The 16319-nt window shown below is 67.7% G+C and carries 10 protein-coding genes and 3 rRNA genes; 12 read left to right on the top strand and 1 reads right to left on the bottom strand.

All coding sequences use genetic code 11. The annotated features are described in order from the left end of the window. Positions 1-141: 141 nt before the first annotated feature. From MTR79_RS29735 to MTR79_RS29700, 8 genes are all read left to right on the top strand, one after another. Positions 142-564, top strand: coding sequence for a DUF3499 domain-containing protein (locus tag MTR79_RS29735; protein ID WP_006134663.1), 423 nt, complete (start codon positions 142-144; stop codon positions 562-564). Positions 565-781: 217 nt separating this feature from the next. Then, entirely contained in the window at positions 782-2146 is a 1365-nt protein-coding gene (locus MTR79_RS29730) for a phosphomannomutase/phosphoglucomutase (protein ID WP_086703219.1), read from the top strand. A gap of 115 nt (positions 2147-2261) precedes the next feature. After that, entirely contained in the window at positions 2262-2432 is a 171-nt protein-coding gene (locus MTR79_RS29725) for a Trm112 family protein (protein ID WP_078895079.1), read from the top strand. 57 nt (positions 2433-2489) lie between these two features. Then, a complete protein-coding gene (locus tag MTR79_RS29720) occupies positions 2490-3620 on the top strand; it encodes an SIS domain-containing protein (RefSeq protein WP_189366764.1) in 1131 nt (376 codons plus the stop codon). A gap of 83 nt (positions 3621-3703) precedes the next feature. Then, complete coding sequence (manA, locus tag MTR79_RS29715) at positions 3704-4858, top strand: mannose-6-phosphate isomerase, class I (RefSeq protein ID WP_086703222.1); 1155 nt, start codon at positions 3704-3706, stop codon at positions 4856-4858. Positions 4859-5000: 142 nt separating this feature from the next. Next, the gene (locus MTR79_RS29710) at positions 5001-5981 is read left to right on the top strand and encodes a cation diffusion facilitator family transporter (RefSeq protein ID WP_086703223.1); all 981 of its coding nucleotides are present in this window, start codon (positions 5001-5003) and stop codon (positions 5979-5981) included. 299 nt (positions 5982-6280) lie between these two features. Further along, positions 6281-7738 carry an adenosylhomocysteinase gene (gene ahcY / locus MTR79_RS29705; protein WP_244792449.1) on the top strand — a complete coding sequence of 486 codons (1458 nt, stop codon included), beginning with the start codon at positions 6281-6283 and terminating at the stop codon, positions 7736-7738. A 115-nt stretch (positions 7739-7853) separates the two neighbouring features. Further along, positions 7854-8468: a hypothetical protein gene (locus tag MTR79_RS29700; protein WP_086702485.1), complete on the top strand. Its 615-nt coding sequence runs from the start codon at positions 7854-7856 to the stop codon at positions 8466-8468. Between the two features lie 23 nt (positions 8469-8491). On the opposite strand, the gene MTR79_RS29695 is transcribed toward MTR79_RS29700, so the two are convergent. Next, positions 8492-9424 (bottom strand): RDD family protein, encoded by a 933-nt coding sequence (locus tag MTR79_RS29695; RefSeq protein ID WP_216715868.1) that lies wholly within the window; start codon positions 9422-9424, stop codon positions 8492-8494. Positions 9425-9523: 99 nt separating this feature from the next. On the opposite strand from MTR79_RS29695, the gene MTR79_RS29690 reads away from it, so the two are divergent. From MTR79_RS29690 to rrf, 4 genes are all read left to right on the top strand, one after another. Next, a complete protein-coding gene (locus MTR79_RS29690; RefSeq protein WP_189365387.1) occupies positions 9524-10531 on the top strand; it encodes a stage II sporulation protein M in 1008 nt (335 codons plus the stop codon). A 572-nt stretch (positions 10532-11103) separates the two neighbouring features. Further along, a 16S ribosomal RNA gene (locus tag MTR79_RS29685) occupies positions 11104-12631 on the top strand. 310 nt (positions 12632-12941) lie between these two features. After that, positions 12942-16064, top strand: a 23S ribosomal RNA gene (locus MTR79_RS29680). A 90-nt stretch (positions 16065-16154) separates the two neighbouring features. Next, positions 16155-16271 (top strand): 5S ribosomal RNA (rrf, locus tag MTR79_RS29675). The 16S, 23S and 5S rRNA genes sit together here, the layout of an rRNA operon. Positions 16272-16319: the final 48 nt, after the last annotated feature.

Here is a 16319-nt window from a genome sequence, read left to right as displayed (position 1 = left end):
GCATTTGACGGTGTTTATGCCGAGTGGTGACCGCAACCAGAACCGGCCGAAAGCCGCCGTTCCGGCGTACCGCCTGGTCACAGAGGTGTGTTTCCTGGGGTATGTGGGGCGTTTCACACTCCGACACGGGGGAGTGACCTGGTGGAGAGTCGTCGCGGCCCGCTCAAGAGTGCGGTACCGTCCAACGTCGTGAGCCCTGTACGTCGCTGTTCGCGCACCGCCTGCGGCCGTCCCGCCGTCGCGACGCTGACGTACGTCTACGCCGACTCGACCGCGGTCCTCGGCCCGCTCGCCACGTACGCCGAACCCCACTGCTACGACCTGTGCGCCGAGCACTCCGAGCGCCTCACCGCGCCGCGTGGCTGGGAGGTCGTCCGCCTGCTCGACGGGTCCGCCCCGGCGCAGCCCAGCGGGGACGACCTGGAAGCGCTCGCCAACGCCGTGCGTGAGGCGGCCCGCCCCCAGGAGCGGGCGGCCGGAGCCGGCGGCGGCGCGCGCGGCGCCGACCCGATGGAGGTCGCCCGCCGCGGCCACCTGCGGGTTCTGCGCTCCCCGGACAACTGAGCGGCGCGCTCCGCGGCCGTCGGACTCGCGGGCCACGAGGGCGACCTGCTGCCCAAGGTGCTGCCCTGGAGCCGCGGCCTGCTGCTCGTGATGCCTGATCGTGGTGGGCCAGAGCACGGCGGTGCTCGGCTGGATGCTGCCGTGAACCTCCGCGACGGCCGTGCCGGACGCTACGGGTAGTTTGTGGTGACCGACAGGACTTCCGGAAGGGCTGGCCGTGGCTGCTGATCTCTCGCAGATCGTGAAGGCGTACGACGTGCGCGGGGTCGTCCCCGACCAGTGGGACGAGGCGCTCGCCGAGCTCTTCGGGGCCGCCTTCGTGCGGGTGACCTCCGCGACCGCCGTCGTCACCGGCCACGACATGCGCCCCTCGTCCCCGGGCCTGTCCGCCGCCTTCGCCCGCGGCGCGGCCGGCCAGGGCGCCGACGTCACCGAGATCGGCCTCTGCTCCACCGACCAGCTGTACTACGCCTCGGGCGCGCTGGACCTGCCCGGCGCGATGTTCACCGCCTCGCACAACCCGGCGCGGTACAACGGCATCAAGCTGTGCCGCGCCGGCGCCGCCCCCGTCGGCCAGGACACCGGCCTCGCCGGCATCCGCGCCCTCGTCGAGGAGTGGAGCGACACGGGCGCGCCGGAACCGGCCGCCACCACCGGGACGGTCACCCGCCGCGACACCCTCGAGGACTACGCGGCCCACCTGCGCTCCCTCGTCGACCTCACCGGCATCCGCCCGCTGAAGGTCGTCGTCGACGCCGGCAACGGCATGGGCGGCCACACCGTCCCCACCGTCCTCGCCGGACTGCCGCTCACGCTCGTCCCGATGTACTTCGAGCTCGACGGCACCTTCCCCAACCACGAGGCCAACCCGCTGGACCCTGCCAACCTCGTCGACCTGCGGAAGCGGGTCCGCGAGGAGGGCGCCGACCTCGGCCTCGCCTTCGACGGCGACGCCGACCGCTGCTTCGTCGTCGACGAGCGCGGCGAACCGGTCTCCCCCTCCGCCGTCACCGCCCTGGTCGCCGCCCGCGAACTCGCGCGCAACGGCGGCACGGGCACCGTCATCCACAACCTGATCACCTCCCGGTCCGTGCCCGAGGTCGTCCGGGAGAACGGCGGCACCCCCGAACGCACCCGCGTGGGCCACTCCTTCATCAAGGCGGAGATGGCCAGGACCGGCGCCATCTTCGGCGGCGAGCACTCCGCCCACTACTACTTCCGCGACTTCTGGAACGCCGACACCGGCATGCTGGCCGCCCTGCACGTCCTCGCCGCGCTCGGCGAGCAGCAGGGCACCCTGTCCGCGCTCGTCGACCAGTACGACCGCTACGCCGGCTCCGGCGAGATCAACTCCACCGTCGACGACCAGGCCGCCCGCCTCGCCGCTATCCGCGCCGCCTACGAGGGCCGCGAGGGCGTCACCCTCGACGACCTGGACGGCCTCACCGTCTCCGCCGCCGACTGGTGGTTCAACGTCCGCCCCAGCAACACCGAGCCCCTGCTGCGGCTGAACGCCGAGGCCCGCGACGAGGCCACCATGATCCGCGTCCGCGACGAGGCCCTCGCCCTGATCAGGCAGTAGTCGCCGAACCCTCCGGAGCCGGGGCGGCGGGTCCCGGGCGTACCGCCCCGGACCCGCCGCGCGGCCCCCAACCGGCGGTACCCTGACCAGCACATCCACCAGTGAAGGGACCCACATGCCTCTCGAAGCCGGCCTCCTGGAGATCCTGGCCTGCCCGGCCTGCCACTCCCCCCTCGAGGAGCGGGACGCCGAGCTGGTCTGCACCGGCCAGGACTGCGGGCTCGCCTACCCGGTCCGCGACGGCATCCCCGTCCTCCTCGTCGACGAGGCCCGCCGCCCGGAGTAGCCGCCCCGCGCGCCCGGAGCCCCCGCGTACCGCCCCGCCGATCGGAGCCAGTCGCCCATGCTCGACGAAACGCTGCTCGACTCACCGGAGGGCCTCGCCGAGGCCGACCACCGCGCCCTGCTCCGCGGCGCCGCCGAGGCCGGGGCCCGCGTCCGCACCGCGGCACGGCACGCCGCCGAGGCGGGCGTGGGGGACCTGAAGCCCGACGGCCGCCCCCGTGCCGTGCTCATCGCCGGGCCCGGAGCCGCCGCCACCCAGACCGCCGACCTGCTCGGCACCCTGGCCGGCGCCGGCAGCCCCGTCACCCGACTCGCCCCCACCGGCGTCGCGCCCGCCGCGGGCGCCCTGCGCTGGGAACTGCCGGGCTGGGCCGGGTCCGTGGACCTGCTGCTGATCGCCACCCCGGACGGCACCGAGCCGGGCCTGTCCCTGCTGTCCGAGCAGGCCTACCGGCGCGGCCTCACCGTCGTCGCCGTCGCCCCCGCCGGCACTCCGCTCGCCGAGTCCGTCTCCGGCAGCCACGGCCTGTTCGTCCCCATGGCCGTCGCCCCCTACGACCACGACGAACCCCTCGCCGCCTCCGCGCCCGGCATGCTGTGGGCGCTGTTCACCCCGCTGCTCGCCCTGCTCGACCGCACCGGTCTGCTCACCGCGCCGCCGGACGCCCTGCAGAAGGTCGCCGACCGCCTCGACGCCGTCGCCGAACGCTGCGGGCCGGCCGTCCTCACGTACAGCAACGCGGCCAAGACCCTCGCCGCCGAACTCGCCGACGCGCTGCCCGTCGTGTGGACCGAGGGCGTCTCGGCCGGACCCGCGGGACGGCGTTTCGCCGCCGCACTCGCCGAGCTGTCCGGCACCCCCGCCGTCGTCGCCGAACTGCCCGAGGCCCTCGCCGCGCACAGCGCCCTGCTCGCCGGACCGCTCGCCGCCGGCGCCGACCTGGACGACTTCTTCCGCGACCGCGTGGAGGAGCCGCCCGCCCTGCACGCGCGCGTGGTGCTGCTCCGCGACCGGCCCCTCGGCGGCCTCACCGCCGCCCCCGCGGCCCGCGAGCTGGCCCTCACCCACGACACCCCGATCAGCGAGCTGGAACCGGAGGAGGGCGGCGAACTGGAGACGCTCGCGGAACTGATCGCCGTCACCGATTTCGCCGCCGTTTACCTGGCGCTCGCCTCGGCACCCCGATGATGCCGAAGGCCCCCTGACCCCCGCGCGGACGCCCGGCCCCGCGCGCCCGCACGAGAACCGGCAGAAGGAACGCGAAGAGCCCCATGGACCGCCTCGACAACACCGTCCGCCCCTACGCCTGGGGCTCCACCACCGCCATCCCGCGGCTGCTCGGCACCGAGCCGACCGGCGAACCGCAGGCGGAGATGTGGATGGGCGCCCACCCCGGCGCCCCCTCACGCACCGGCCGGGGCACCCTCGCCGAGGTCGTCGACGCCGACCCGGAGCGCGAGCTCGGCGCCGCCACGGTCGCCAAGTTCGGGCCCCGCCTGCCGTTCCTGCTCAAACTGCTCGCCGCCGGCTCCCCGCTGTCCCTCCAGGTCCACCCCGACCGGACCCAGGCGCAGGCGGGCTACGAGGACGAGGAGCGCCGGGGCGTCCCCGTCACCGCCCCGCACCGCAACTACAAGGACGCCAACCACAAGCCCGAACTGATCTGCGCCCTCACCGAGTTCGAGGGCCTGTGCGGCTTCCGCGACCCGCTGCGCGCCGCCGAACTCCTCGACGGCCTCGGCGTGGACTCCCTCAAGCCGTACGTCGACCTGCTGCACGCCCGCCCCGAGGAGGCGGCCCTGCGCGAGGTGCTCACCGCCGTCCTCACCGCCGACCCCGACGAGATGGCCCACACCGTCACGGAGACGGCCGCCGCCTGCGATCGCCTCGGCGGCGACCACGCCCCCTACGCCGGCATCGCCCACCACTACCCGGGCGACCCCGGCGTCATCGCCGCGATGCTCCTCAACCACGTCCGGCTCCAGCCCGGCGAGGCCCTGTACCTCGGCGCCGGCGTCCCGCACGCCTACCTCGACGGCCTCGGCGTCGAGATCATGGCCAACTCCGACAACGTCCTGCGCTGCGGCCTCACCCCCAAGCACGTCGACGTCCCCGAACTGCTGCGCATCGTCCGTTTCGAGGCCGCCGACCCCGGCGTGCTCCGCCCGGAGGCCGGCCCGGACGACGAGGAGGTCTACGAGACCCCCACCGACGAGTTCCGGCTCTCCCGCTACGTCCTCCCCGAGGGTGCCCCCGCCCACGACCTCACCCTCGACGCACCGCAGATCCTGCTGTGCACCGCGGGCGCCGTCCGGGCCGGGGGTGAGCACGACCTGACCGCCGGACACTCCGTCTTCGTCCCCGCGGGTGAGAAGGCCGAGGTCTCGGGTACCGGAACCGTCTTCCGGGCCACCGTCGTCCTCTGAGCGGGCCATGACCAGGACCTGACGCGGCGTCGCCGGGCAGTGCTGCAACAATGGCGCACCGTCACAGCACGGACCACGGCCCGGCGGCGGGCGCACACGCCTGCCCGGACCTCCACGGCATACGAAGGGACAACGCGGACACATGAGCGCGTCAGGCGGCACCAAGGCGATCGTGGCGGCACTCGTCGCCAACCTCGCGATCGCGGTAGCGAAGTTCGTGGCGTTCGTCTTCAGCGGCTCCTCGTCGATGCTCGCCGAGTCCGTGCACTCGGTCGCCGACTCCGGCAACCAGGCACTGCTGCTCGTCGGCGGCAAGAAGGCACAGCGCAAGGCCACCCCCGAGCACCCCTTCGGCTACGGCCGCGAGCGGTACATCTACGCCTTCCTCGTCTCCATCGTGCTGTTCTCGGTCGGCGGCATGTTCGCCCTCTACGAGGGCTACGAGAAGATCAAGCACCCGCACGAGCTGGAGCACTGGTACTGGCCGGTCGGCGTGCTGGTCTTCGCGATCATCGCCGAGAGCTTCTCCTTCCGCACCGCCATCAAGGAGTCCAACGCCCTGCGCGGCCGCCGCTCCTGGAAGGAGTTCGTCCGCCACGCGAAGGCGCCCGAGCTGCCGGTCGTCCTGCTGGAGGACCTCGGCGCCCTCGTCGGTCTGTTCCTCGCCCTCGGCGGTGTCGGCCTGGCGCTCGCCACCGGCGACAGCGTCTGGGACGGCATCGGCACCCTCTGCATCGGCGTCCTGCTCATCCTGATCGCCCTGGTGCTCGCCGCCGAGACCAAGTCGCTGCTGCTCGGTGAGGCCGCGGGCGCCGAGGAGACCCGCAAGATCGAGGCCGCCGTCGTCGACGGCGACACCGTCACCCGCATCATCCACATGCGCACCCTCCACCTCGGCCCGGAGGAACTGCTGGTCGCCGCCAAGATCGCCGTCCGGCACGACGAGACCGCCGCGGAGATCGCCACCGCCATCGACGCCGCCGAGGTCCGCATCCGCGACGCCGTGCCCATCGCCCGGGTGATCTACCTCGAGCCCGACATCTACAGCGAGGCCGAGGCCGCCAAGGGCTCCGACCCCGAGGCCTCGCCCGGCGGCCCCGCCCAGCCGGACGAGGCGCACTGACCCACCCCGACACCGCCGTCAGGCCGTTCCGGGACCGCACCGCGGCCCCAGAACGGCCTGATGTGTTCGCGGCGGGACTGGGGACCGCCGGGCGGGTCGGTGTAGCTTGGGACGGAGCCAGACGTCGCTGCTGATGGCGGTCGGGCGGTCCCACCACGGACCGGCCGAGGGAGAGAGGGCCTCCGACGGACTGCGCTGCGCGTACGCGGGCATGCCTGTGCCCTCCTCGGGCACTCCTGTGTCCGCCGCCGCGCAGACCAGCCGTACCCACCTCGACCCAACCCGAGGAGCAGCCCGTAATGACGACTGTCGACAACCGACAGGACTTCAAGGTCGCCGATCTGTCCCTGGCCGAGTTCGGCCGCAAGGAGATCACCCTCGCCGAGCACGAGATGCCCGGCCTGATGGCGATCCGCAAGGAGTACGCCGACGCTCAGCCCCTGGCCGGCGCCCGGATCACCGGCTCCCTGCACATGACCGTGCAGACCGCCGTCCTCATCGAGACCCTGGTCGCGCTCGGCGCGGAGGTCCGCTGGGCGTCCTGCAACATCTTCTCCACCCAGGACCACGCCGCGGCCGCCATCGCCGTCGGTCCGAACGGCACGCCCGACAACCCGCAGGGCGTCCCCGTCTTCGCCTGGAAGGGCGAGACGCTGGACGAATACTGGTGGTGCACCGAGCAGGCGCTGACTTGGCCGGACAGCCCCACCGGCGGCCCGAACATGATCCTCGACGACGGCGGCGACGCCACCCTCCTCGTCCACAAGGGCGTGGAGTACGAGAAGGACGGCAAGGCGCCCTCCCCGGACACCGCCGAGTCCGACGAGCACCGGGTCATCCTGGAGCTCCTCAACCGCACCCTCGCCGAGAACCCGCAGAAGTGGACCCAGCTGTCCTCCGAGATCCGCGGTGTGACGGAGGAGACCACGACCGGCGTCCACCGCCTGTACGAGATGCAGCGTGACGGCACCCTGCTGTTCCCGGCGATCAACGTGAACGACGCCGTGACGAAGTCGAAGTTCGACAACAAGTACGGCTGCCGCCACTCCCTGGTCGACGGCATCAACCGCGCCACCGACACGCTGATCGGCGGCAAGACCGCCGTGGTGTGCGGCTACGGCGACGTCGGCAAGGGCTGCGCGGAGTCGCTGCGCGGCCAGGGCGCCCGCGTGATCATCACCGAGATCGACCCGATCTGCGCACTGCAGGCGGCGATGGACGGCTACCAGGTCACCACGCTCGACGAGGTCGTCGAGACGGCCGACATCTTCGTCACCACGACCGGCAACAAGGACATCATCATGGCCGGCGACATGGCCAGGATGAAGCACCAGGCGATCGTGGGGAACATCGGCCACTTCGACAACGAGATTGACATGGCCGGCCTGGCGAAGGTCCCGGGCATCGTCAAGGACGAGATCAAGCCGCAGGTCCACACCTGGACGTTCCCCGACGGCAAGAAGATCATCGTGCTGTCCGAGGGCCGCCTGCTGAACCTGGGCAACGCCACCGGCCACCCGTCGTTCGTGATGTCCAACTCCTTCGCGGACCAGACCCTGGCCCAGATCGAGCTGTTCACCAAGCCCGACGAGTACCCGACCGGCGTCTACGTGCTGCCCAAGCACCTCGACGAGAAGGTCGCCCGCCTCCACCTGGACGCGCTCGGCGTCAAGCTCACCACGCTCCGCCAGGACCAGGCCGACTACATCGGCGTGAAGGTGGAAGGCCCGTACAAGTCCGACCACTACCGCTACTGAGCCGGCCGCTCCTCACCGAGCCCGAGCCCCGAGGCAGGCCCCCGCACCCCCGTGCCGGGGGCCTGCCCCGTTGTCGGACCGGCGACCGGCCCCGCCCTCACGACCCAGGACCTCCATGCCCCGCGGCCGCTATTCGCTCCATGACCCGCACGATCACGCCCCCCTCGCGGACGAACACTTCCAGTGCGCCCCCGGCCCCTCCGGCTGGCGCTACGTCTCCCAGCTCACCGCCCCCGACGGCGATCACACGGGCTCGGTAGACCTCACCCTCGACGCCCTCGGCCGCCCCCTCCGCCTCGAACTGCACGCCGCGAGCTGGCAGGTCCGCGGCGCCGCCCTCGACGGCGTCACCTGGGTCCGCACCGACCCCACCGGAACCCACGCCACCGAAGGCAATGTGCGCGCCCACGCCTTCACCGGCTCGTCCCCCGCCTTCCTCGTCGCCACCGCCCGTCTCCTGCGCCTCACCCCCTCCGCCGCGGCCACCCGCGTACGCCTCGTCGCCTTCACCGGCCCGGTCCTCGCCCCCCGTACCGTGGACCAGTCCTGGGCGCTGGTCGACAGAGAAACACACGCCACTGACAACGGCCCTCTGACTGTGGACGCGTACCAGGTCACGGCCCTGGACACGGGCGAACAGCACACGGTGCACCTGGCCGGCGACGTCGTCCTGTCCGCGCCCGGAGTCGAGCTGGAGGACCTGGAGTCACCGCCTTCGGACCTCGGCTGAGGCAGCGCCGTCTCCGGCGGCGGTCAGGCGGGCGGCGCGAAGCCCGTCGCGGGCCGCTCGGCCGACGCGCCGCCACCGGCGGCCTCACTGCTCGAGGCAGGCCCGACCGGCGGCACCGGCGGAGGCACGGGGGCGGGAGGAACGGCGGGCGGCGACAGCACCGGCCCGCCCGCACCTGTGGGAGCGGGAGCAGCCGGGGAGCCCCCGCCGCCGAACGTCCGCTGCGCCTCTCGCGTCTGCCGCTCCTGCAGCACCGCCGCCAGATACATGGCGGGCGGCACCCCCGGAGGCACCGGCGCCCCGGTCCGCCCGGCCACGTCCGACGCCAGCCGCTCCGCCATCGACCAGCCGACCTGCGGATCGAGCTGCCGCATCCGCGTCAGGTACTGACGGACGGCGAGCCACAGATCGTCGGGCACCGCCGACAGGTCGAGCCCGGAGAAGCGTCCCGCCAGCCACGGCGGAGGCGGCGGCACGAAAGCGCCCTGCCCGGCCGCCGGTATCCGCTCCCGCACCACCAGCGTCCCCGCGAACACGTCCCCCAGCCGCCTGCCGCGCGCCGACACCAGCGAGGCGACGCAGGCCACGACTCCGAATGTCATCAGGATCTCGATCACCCCGAGCAGTCCCCGCACCAGCGCGTGCCGGAACCGGATCGGCCCGCCGTCGTCCCGCACCACCCGCAGCCCGCACGCCAGCTTTCCGAGTGACCGCCCATGGGTCAGCGTCTCCACCAGGATCGGCCCGCCCACCAGCACCAGGACGAACGTCGCGATCGACACCGCTGTCCGCGCCGCCTCGTCCAGCGAGGCCGTCGCCGCCACCAGGCCGAGGGTCACCAGGATGTAGACGGTCACGGCCGCCGCCAGGTCCAGCAGCACGGCCAGCCCCCTGCTGGGCAGCTTCGCGGGGCGCAGTTCCAACGCCACCGCCTCGCCCGTCACCAGCTCACTCACGCCCGCCGCCTCTCCCTGGGTCTGCCCCGAACACCGCCAGTCTGCCAAGCTGATGGCACATCGCACCGCAGTACGAACAGCCGAGGAGCAGGGACACCGATGGACCTCGACGTCTTCGTCTCCGCCCATCGAGCGGAGTGGGACCGTCTCGACGCCCTGCTCGCACGACGCCGCCGGCTCACCGGAGCGGAGGCCGACGAACTCGTCACCCTGTACCAGCGCGCCGCCACCCACCTCTCGGTGATCCAGTCGGCCGCCCCCGATCCTCAGCTCACCGGTCGGCTCAGCCGGCTGGTCGCCCGCGCGCGCAGCGCCGTGACGGGCACCCGCCGGGCGTCCTGGCGCGATGTCACGCACTTCCTGACCCACGGTTTCCCCGCGGCCGTGTACCGCGCGCGTCACTGGTGGGTGCCGACGGCGCTGATCTCCACGGCCGTGGCCGCGCTGCTCGGCTGGTGGATAGGCACGCACCCCGAGGTCCAGGCCTCCATAGCGGCGCCCGCGGAACTCCGCGAGATGACCCGCCCCGGCGGCCAGTACGAGACGTACTACTCCAGCAACCCGGCCACCTCGTTCGCCGCGCAGGTATGGACGAACAACGCGTGGGCCGCCGCGCTGTGCCTCATCCTCGGGGTGTTCCTCGGCCTGCCGGTCCTGTGGATCCTCTTCCAGAACATGCTCAATCTGGGCGTCGGCTTCGGCCTGATGTCCTCCGCCGGCCGCCTCGACACCTTCCTCGGCCTGGTCCTGCCGCACGGCCTGCTGGAACTCACCGCGGTCTTCGTCGCCGCCGGCACGGGACTGCGGCTCGGCTGGACCGTCGTCGACCCGGGCCCCCGCACCCGCCGCACCGCCCTGGCGGAGGAGGGCCGCGCCGCCCTCGCCATGGCGATCGGCCTGGCTCTGGTCCTGTTCGTCTCCGGCGCCATCGAAGGCTTCGTCACCCCGTCGGGCCTGCCCACCTGGGCCCGCATCACCATCGGCGTCGTCGCGGAGCTGGCCTTCCTGGCGTACGTCTACATCCTCGGCGGACGCGCGGCCCGCGCGGGCGCCACCGGTGACTTGGAGGAGTCCGAGCGAAGCGCCACCGTGCCCACGGCCGCCTGATGTGCGACCGGCCCCGGTGAGCTGCTAGTGTCCTCTTCGCCCCACGGGAGCCGTTGACGCGGTGCCGGTGGGGAGGTAGATTAGAACAGTTGCCTGGAGATGGGTTCTGACCCGGAAGGCGACGGTGAACATCTACTGGCTTCCCGCCGGGACGCAGATTCCGCGGAAGCACCCCCCGATAAGTCGGAATTCGAGGCCGGTCAATCCGCCCCGGAACTTCTGATAAAGTCGGATCCGCCGGAAAGGAAAGCGCGAGAGCGTTGACCTGGAAAGCACCGAGGAAATCGGATCGGAAAGATCTGATAGAGTCGGAAACGCAAGACCGAAGGGAAGCGCCCGGAGGAAAGCCCGAGAGGGTGAGTACGAAGGAAGCGTCCGTTCCTTGAGAACTCAACAGCGTGCCAAAAGTCAACGCCAGATATGTTGATACCCCGTCCATCCGGTTTCGGATGGTCGAGGTTCCTTTGAAAAAACACAGCGAGGACGCTGTGAACGTCGGGATTATTCCTCCCGATGTTCCGCTCTCGTGATGTGTGCACCCGCGCTTTTAATTAAGCACTGTCGGGTAAACATTCACGGAGAGTTTGATCCTGGCTCAGGACGAACGCTGGCGGCGTGCTTAACACATGCAAGTCGAACGATGAACCTCCTTCGGGAGGGGATTAGTGGCGAACGGGTGAGTAACACGTGGGCAATCTGCCCTGCACTCTGGGACAAGCCCTGGAAACGGGGTCTAATACCGGATACTGACCCGCTTGGGCATCCAAGCGGTTCGAAAGCTCCGGCGGTGCAGGATGAGCCCGCGGCCTATCAGCTTGTTGGTGAGGTAATGGCTCACCAAGGCGACGACGGGTAGCCGGCCTGAGAGGGCGACCGGCCACACTGGGACTGAGACACGGCCCAGACTCCTACGGGAGGCAGCAGTGGGGAATATTGCACAATGGGCGAAAGCCTGATGCAGCGACGCCGCGTGAGGGATGACGGCCTTCGGGTTGTAAACCTCTTTCAGCAGGGAAGAAGCGAAAGTGACGGTACCTGCAGAAGAAGCGCCGGCTAACTACGTGCCAGCAGCCGCGGTAATACGTAGGGCGCGAGCGTTGTCCGGAATTATTGGGCGTAAAGAGCTCGTAGGCGGCTTGTCACGTCGGTTGTGAAAGCCCGGGGCTTAACCCCGGGTCTGCAGTCGATACGGGCAGGCTAGAGTTCGGTAGGGGAGATCGGAATTCCTGGTGTAGCGGTGAAATGCGCAGATATCAGGAGGAACACCGGTGGCGAAGGCGGATCTCTGGGCCGATACTGACGCTGAGGAGCGAAAGCGTGGGGAGCGAACAGGATTAGATACCCTGGTAGTCCACGCCGTAAACGGTGGGCACTAGGTGTGGGCGACATTCCACGTCGTCCGTGCCGCAGCTAACGCATTAAGTGCCCCGCCTGGGGAGTACGGCCGCAAGGCTAAAACTCAAAGGAATTGACGGGGGCCCGCACAAGCGGCGGAGCATGTGGCTTAATTCGACGCAACGCGAAGAACCTTACCAAGGCTTGACATACACCGGAAAGCATCAGAGATGGTGCCCCCCTTGTGGTCGGTGTACAGGTGGTGCATGGCTGTCGTCAGCTCGTGTCGTGAGATGTTGGGTTAAGTCCCGCAACGAGCGCAACCCTTGTCCCGTGTTGCCAGCAGGCCCTTGTGGTGCTGGGGACTCACGGGAGACCGCCGGGGTCAACTCGGAGGAAGGTGGGGACGACGTCAAGTCATCATGCCCCTTATGTCTTGGGCTGCACACGTGCTACAATGGCCGGTACAATGAGCTGCGATATCGCGAGGTGGAGCGAATCTCAAAAAGCCGGTCTCAGTTCGGATTGGGGTCTGCAACTCGACCCTATGAAGTCGGAGTCGCTAGTAATCGCAGATCAGCATTGCTGCGGTGAATACGTTCCCGGGCCTTGTACACACCGCCCGTCACGTCACGAAAGTCGGTAACACCCGAAGCCGGTGGCCCAACCCCTTGTGGGAGGGAGCTGTCGAAGGTGGGACTGGCGATTGGGACGAAGTCGTAACAAGGTAGCCGTACCGGAAGGTGCGGCTGGATCACCTCCTTTCTAAGGAGCACTTCTAGGCTGCCTCGGCAGTCCAGAGGCCAGCATGCGAGCGAACGTCTCGCACTGGTTGCTCATGGGTGGAACGTTGACTACTCGGCACGGTCCAGGATGGACCAGGCGCTAGTACTGCCCCTTCGGGGCGTGGAACGCTGATCTGGGCAACTGGCTGTGTCGGGCACGCTGTTGGGTGTCTGAGGGTACGGCCGTGTGGTCGCCTTCAGTGCCGGCCCCAGTGCACTCCGGGTTTGTTCCGGGGGTGATGGGTGGTTGGTCGTTGTTTGAGAACTGCACAGTGGACGCGAGCATCTGTGGCCAAGTTTTTAAGGGCGCACGGTGGATGCCTTGGCACCAGGAACCGATGAAGGACGTGGGAGGCCACGATAGGCCCCGGGGAGTCGTCAACCAGGCTTTGATCCGGGGGTGTCCGAATGGGGAAACCCGGCAGTCGTCATGGGCTGTCACCCTTGCCTGAACACATAGGGCAAGTGGAGGGAACGCGGGGAAGTGAAACATCTCAGTACCCGCAGGAAGAGAAAACAACCGTGATTCCGGGAGTAGTGGCGAGCGAAACCGGATGAGGCCAAACCGTATGCGTGTGAGACCCGGCAGGGGTTGCGCATTCGGGGTTGTGGGATCTCTCTTTCATGGTCTGCCGGCCATGAGACGAGTCAGAAACCGTTGATGTAGGCGAAGGACATGCGAAAGGTCCGGCGTAGAGGGTAAGACCCCCGTAGTCGAAACGTCAGCGGCTCGTTTGAGAGACACCCAAGTAGCACGGGGCCCGAGAAATCCCGTGTGAATCTGGCGGGACCACCCGCTAAGCCTAAATATTCCCTGGTGACCGATAGCGGATAGTACCGTGAGGGAATGGTGAAAAGTACCGCGGGAGCGGAGTGAAATAGTACCTGAAACCGTGTGCCTACAAGCCGTGGGAGCGTCGCGCAAGGACTTGTCCTTGCGTCGTGACTGCGTGCCTTTTGAAGAATGAGCCTGCGAGTTTGCGGTGTGTTGCGAGGTTAACCCGGGTGGGGAAGCCGTAGCGAAAGCGAGTCCGAACAGGGCGTTTCAGTAGCACGCTCAAGACCCGAAGCGGAGTGATCTAGCCATGGGCAGGTTGAAGCGGAGGTAAGACTTCGTGGAGGACCGAACCCACCAGGGTTGAAAACCTGGGGGATGACCTGTGGTTAGGGGTGAAAGGCCAATCAAACTCCGTGATAGCTGGTTCTCCCCGAAATGCATTTAGGTGCAGCGTCGTGTGTTTCTTGCCGGAGGTAGAGCACTGGATAGGCGATGGGCCCTACCGGGTTACTGACCTTAGCCAAACTCCGAATGCCGGTAAGTGAGAGCGCGGCAGTGAGACTGTGGGGGATAAGCTCCATGGTCGAGAGGGAAACAGCCCAGAGCATCGACTAAGGCCCCTAAGCGTACGCTAAGTGGGAAAGGATGTGGAGTCGCACAGACAACCAGGAGGTTGGCTTAGAAGCAGCCACCCTTGAAAGAGTGCGTAATAGCTCACTGGTCTAGTGATTCCGCGCCGACAATGTAGCGGGGCTCAAGCGTACCGCCGAAGTCGTGTCATTGCGATATGTACCCCCAACGGGGATCGTGATGGGTAGGGGAGCGTCGTCTGCCGGGTGAAGCAGCCGCGTAAGCGAGTTGTGGACGGTTGACGAGTGAGAATGCAGGCATGAGTAGCGATTCACACGTGAGAAACGTGTGCGCCGATTGACTAAGGGTTCCTGGGTCAAGCTGATCTGCCCAGGGTAAGTCGGGACCTAAGGCGAGGCCGACAGGCGTAGTCGATGGATAACCGGTTGATATTCCGGTACCCGCTGTGAAGCGTCAAACATCGAATCCAGTGATGCTAAGCCCGTGAAGCCGCCGGCTGAGTCTTCGGACGAGGTCGGAGTGGTGGAGCCGGTGACCCGAGCTGGTAGTAGGTGAGTGATGGGGTGACGCAGGAAGGTAGTCCATCCCGGGCGGTGGTTGTCCCGGGGTAAGGGTGTAGGACGTCAGGTAGGTAAATCCGCCTGGCATGTGTCTGAGACCTGATGCCGAGCCGATTGTGGTGAAGTGGATGATCCTATGCTGTCGAGAAAAGCCTCTAGCGAGTTTCATGGCGGCCCGTACCCTAAACCGACTCAGGTGGTCAGGTAGAGAATACCGAGGCGTTCGGGTGAACTATGGTTAAGGAACTCGGCAAAATGCCCCCGTAACTTCGGGAGAAGGGGGGCCACATCCGGTGATGAGCTTCGCGCTCTGAGCTGGGGGTGGCCGCAGAGACCAGCGAGAAGCGACTGTTTACTAAAAACACAGGTCCGTGCGAAGCCGTAAGGCGATGTATACGGACTGACGCCTGCCCGGTGCTGGAACGTTAAGGGGACCGGTTAGCTTGGATTCGTCCAGGCGAAGCTGAGAACTTAAGCGCCAGTAAACGGCGGTGGTAACTATAACCATCCTAAGGTAGCGAAATTCCTTGTCGGGTAAGTTCCGACCTGCACGAATGGCGTAACGACTTCTCGACTGTCTCAACCATAGGCCCGGTGAAATTGCACTACGAGTAAAGATGCTCGTTTCGCGCAGCAGGACGGAAAGACCCCGGGACCTTTACTACAGTTTGATATTGGTGTTCGGTTCGGCTTGTGTAGGATAGCTGGGAGACTTTGAGCATCGGACGCCAGTTCGGTGGGAGTCGTCGTTGAAATACCAGTCTGGTCGTGCTGGATGTCTAACCTGGGTCCGTGATCCGGATCAGGGACAGTGTCTGATGGGTAGTTTAACTGGGGCGGTTGCCTCCTAAAGGGTAACGGAGGCGCCCAAAGGTTCCCTCAGCCTGGTTGGTAATCAGGTGTTGAGTGTAAGTGCACAAGGGAGCTTGACTGTGAGACCGACGGGTCGAGCAGGGACGAAAGTCGGGACTAGTGATCCGGCGGTGGCTTGTGGAAGCGCCGTCGCTCAACGGATAAAAGGTACCCCGGGGATAACAGGCTGATCTTCCCCAAGAGTCCATATCGACGGGATGGTTTGGCACCTCGATGTCGGCTCGTCGCATCCTGGGGCTGGAGTCGGTCCCAAGGGTTGGGCTGTTCGCCCATTAAAGCGGTACGCGAGCTGGGTTTAGAACGTCGTGAGACAGTTCGGTCCCTATCCGCTGTGCGCGTAGGAGTCTTGAGAAGGGCTGTCCCTAGTACGAGAGGACCGGGACGGACGAACCTCTGGTGTGCCAGTTGTTCTGCCAAGGGCATGGCTGGTTGGCTACGTTCGGGAGGGATAACCGCTGAAAGCATCTAAGCGGGAAGCCTGCTTCGAGATGAGGACTCCCACCCACTTGATGGGGTAAGGCTCCCAGTAGACGACTGGGTTGATAGGCCGGATATGGAAGCACGGTAACGTGTGGAGTTGACCGGTACTAATAGGCCGAGGGCTTGTCCTCAGTTGCTCGCGTCCACTGTGTTGGTTCTGAAACCACGAACAACCCCATGCCATGGTCACGGCATGTCGGCGGTTGTCAGTTTCATAGTGTTTCGGTGGTCATAGCGTAGGGGAAACGCCCGGTTACATTCCGAACCCGGAAGCTAAGCCTTACAGCGCCGATGGTACTGCAGGGGGGACCCTGTGGGAGAGTAGGACGCCGCCGAACAATTCTTGTATGAGAGCCCCCGTGCCATTCGGCACGGGGGCTTTCTGC

The sequence above is a fragment of the Streptomyces sp. BJ20 genome (genome assembly GCF_022869105.1).
GTDB classification, from domain to species: domain Bacteria; phylum Actinomycetota; class Actinomycetes; order Streptomycetales; family Streptomycetaceae; genus Streptomyces; species Streptomyces griseoincarnatus.
Note: the sequence above shows the minus strand (reverse complement) of the source record. Positions and strands in the feature narration are given on the sequence as shown.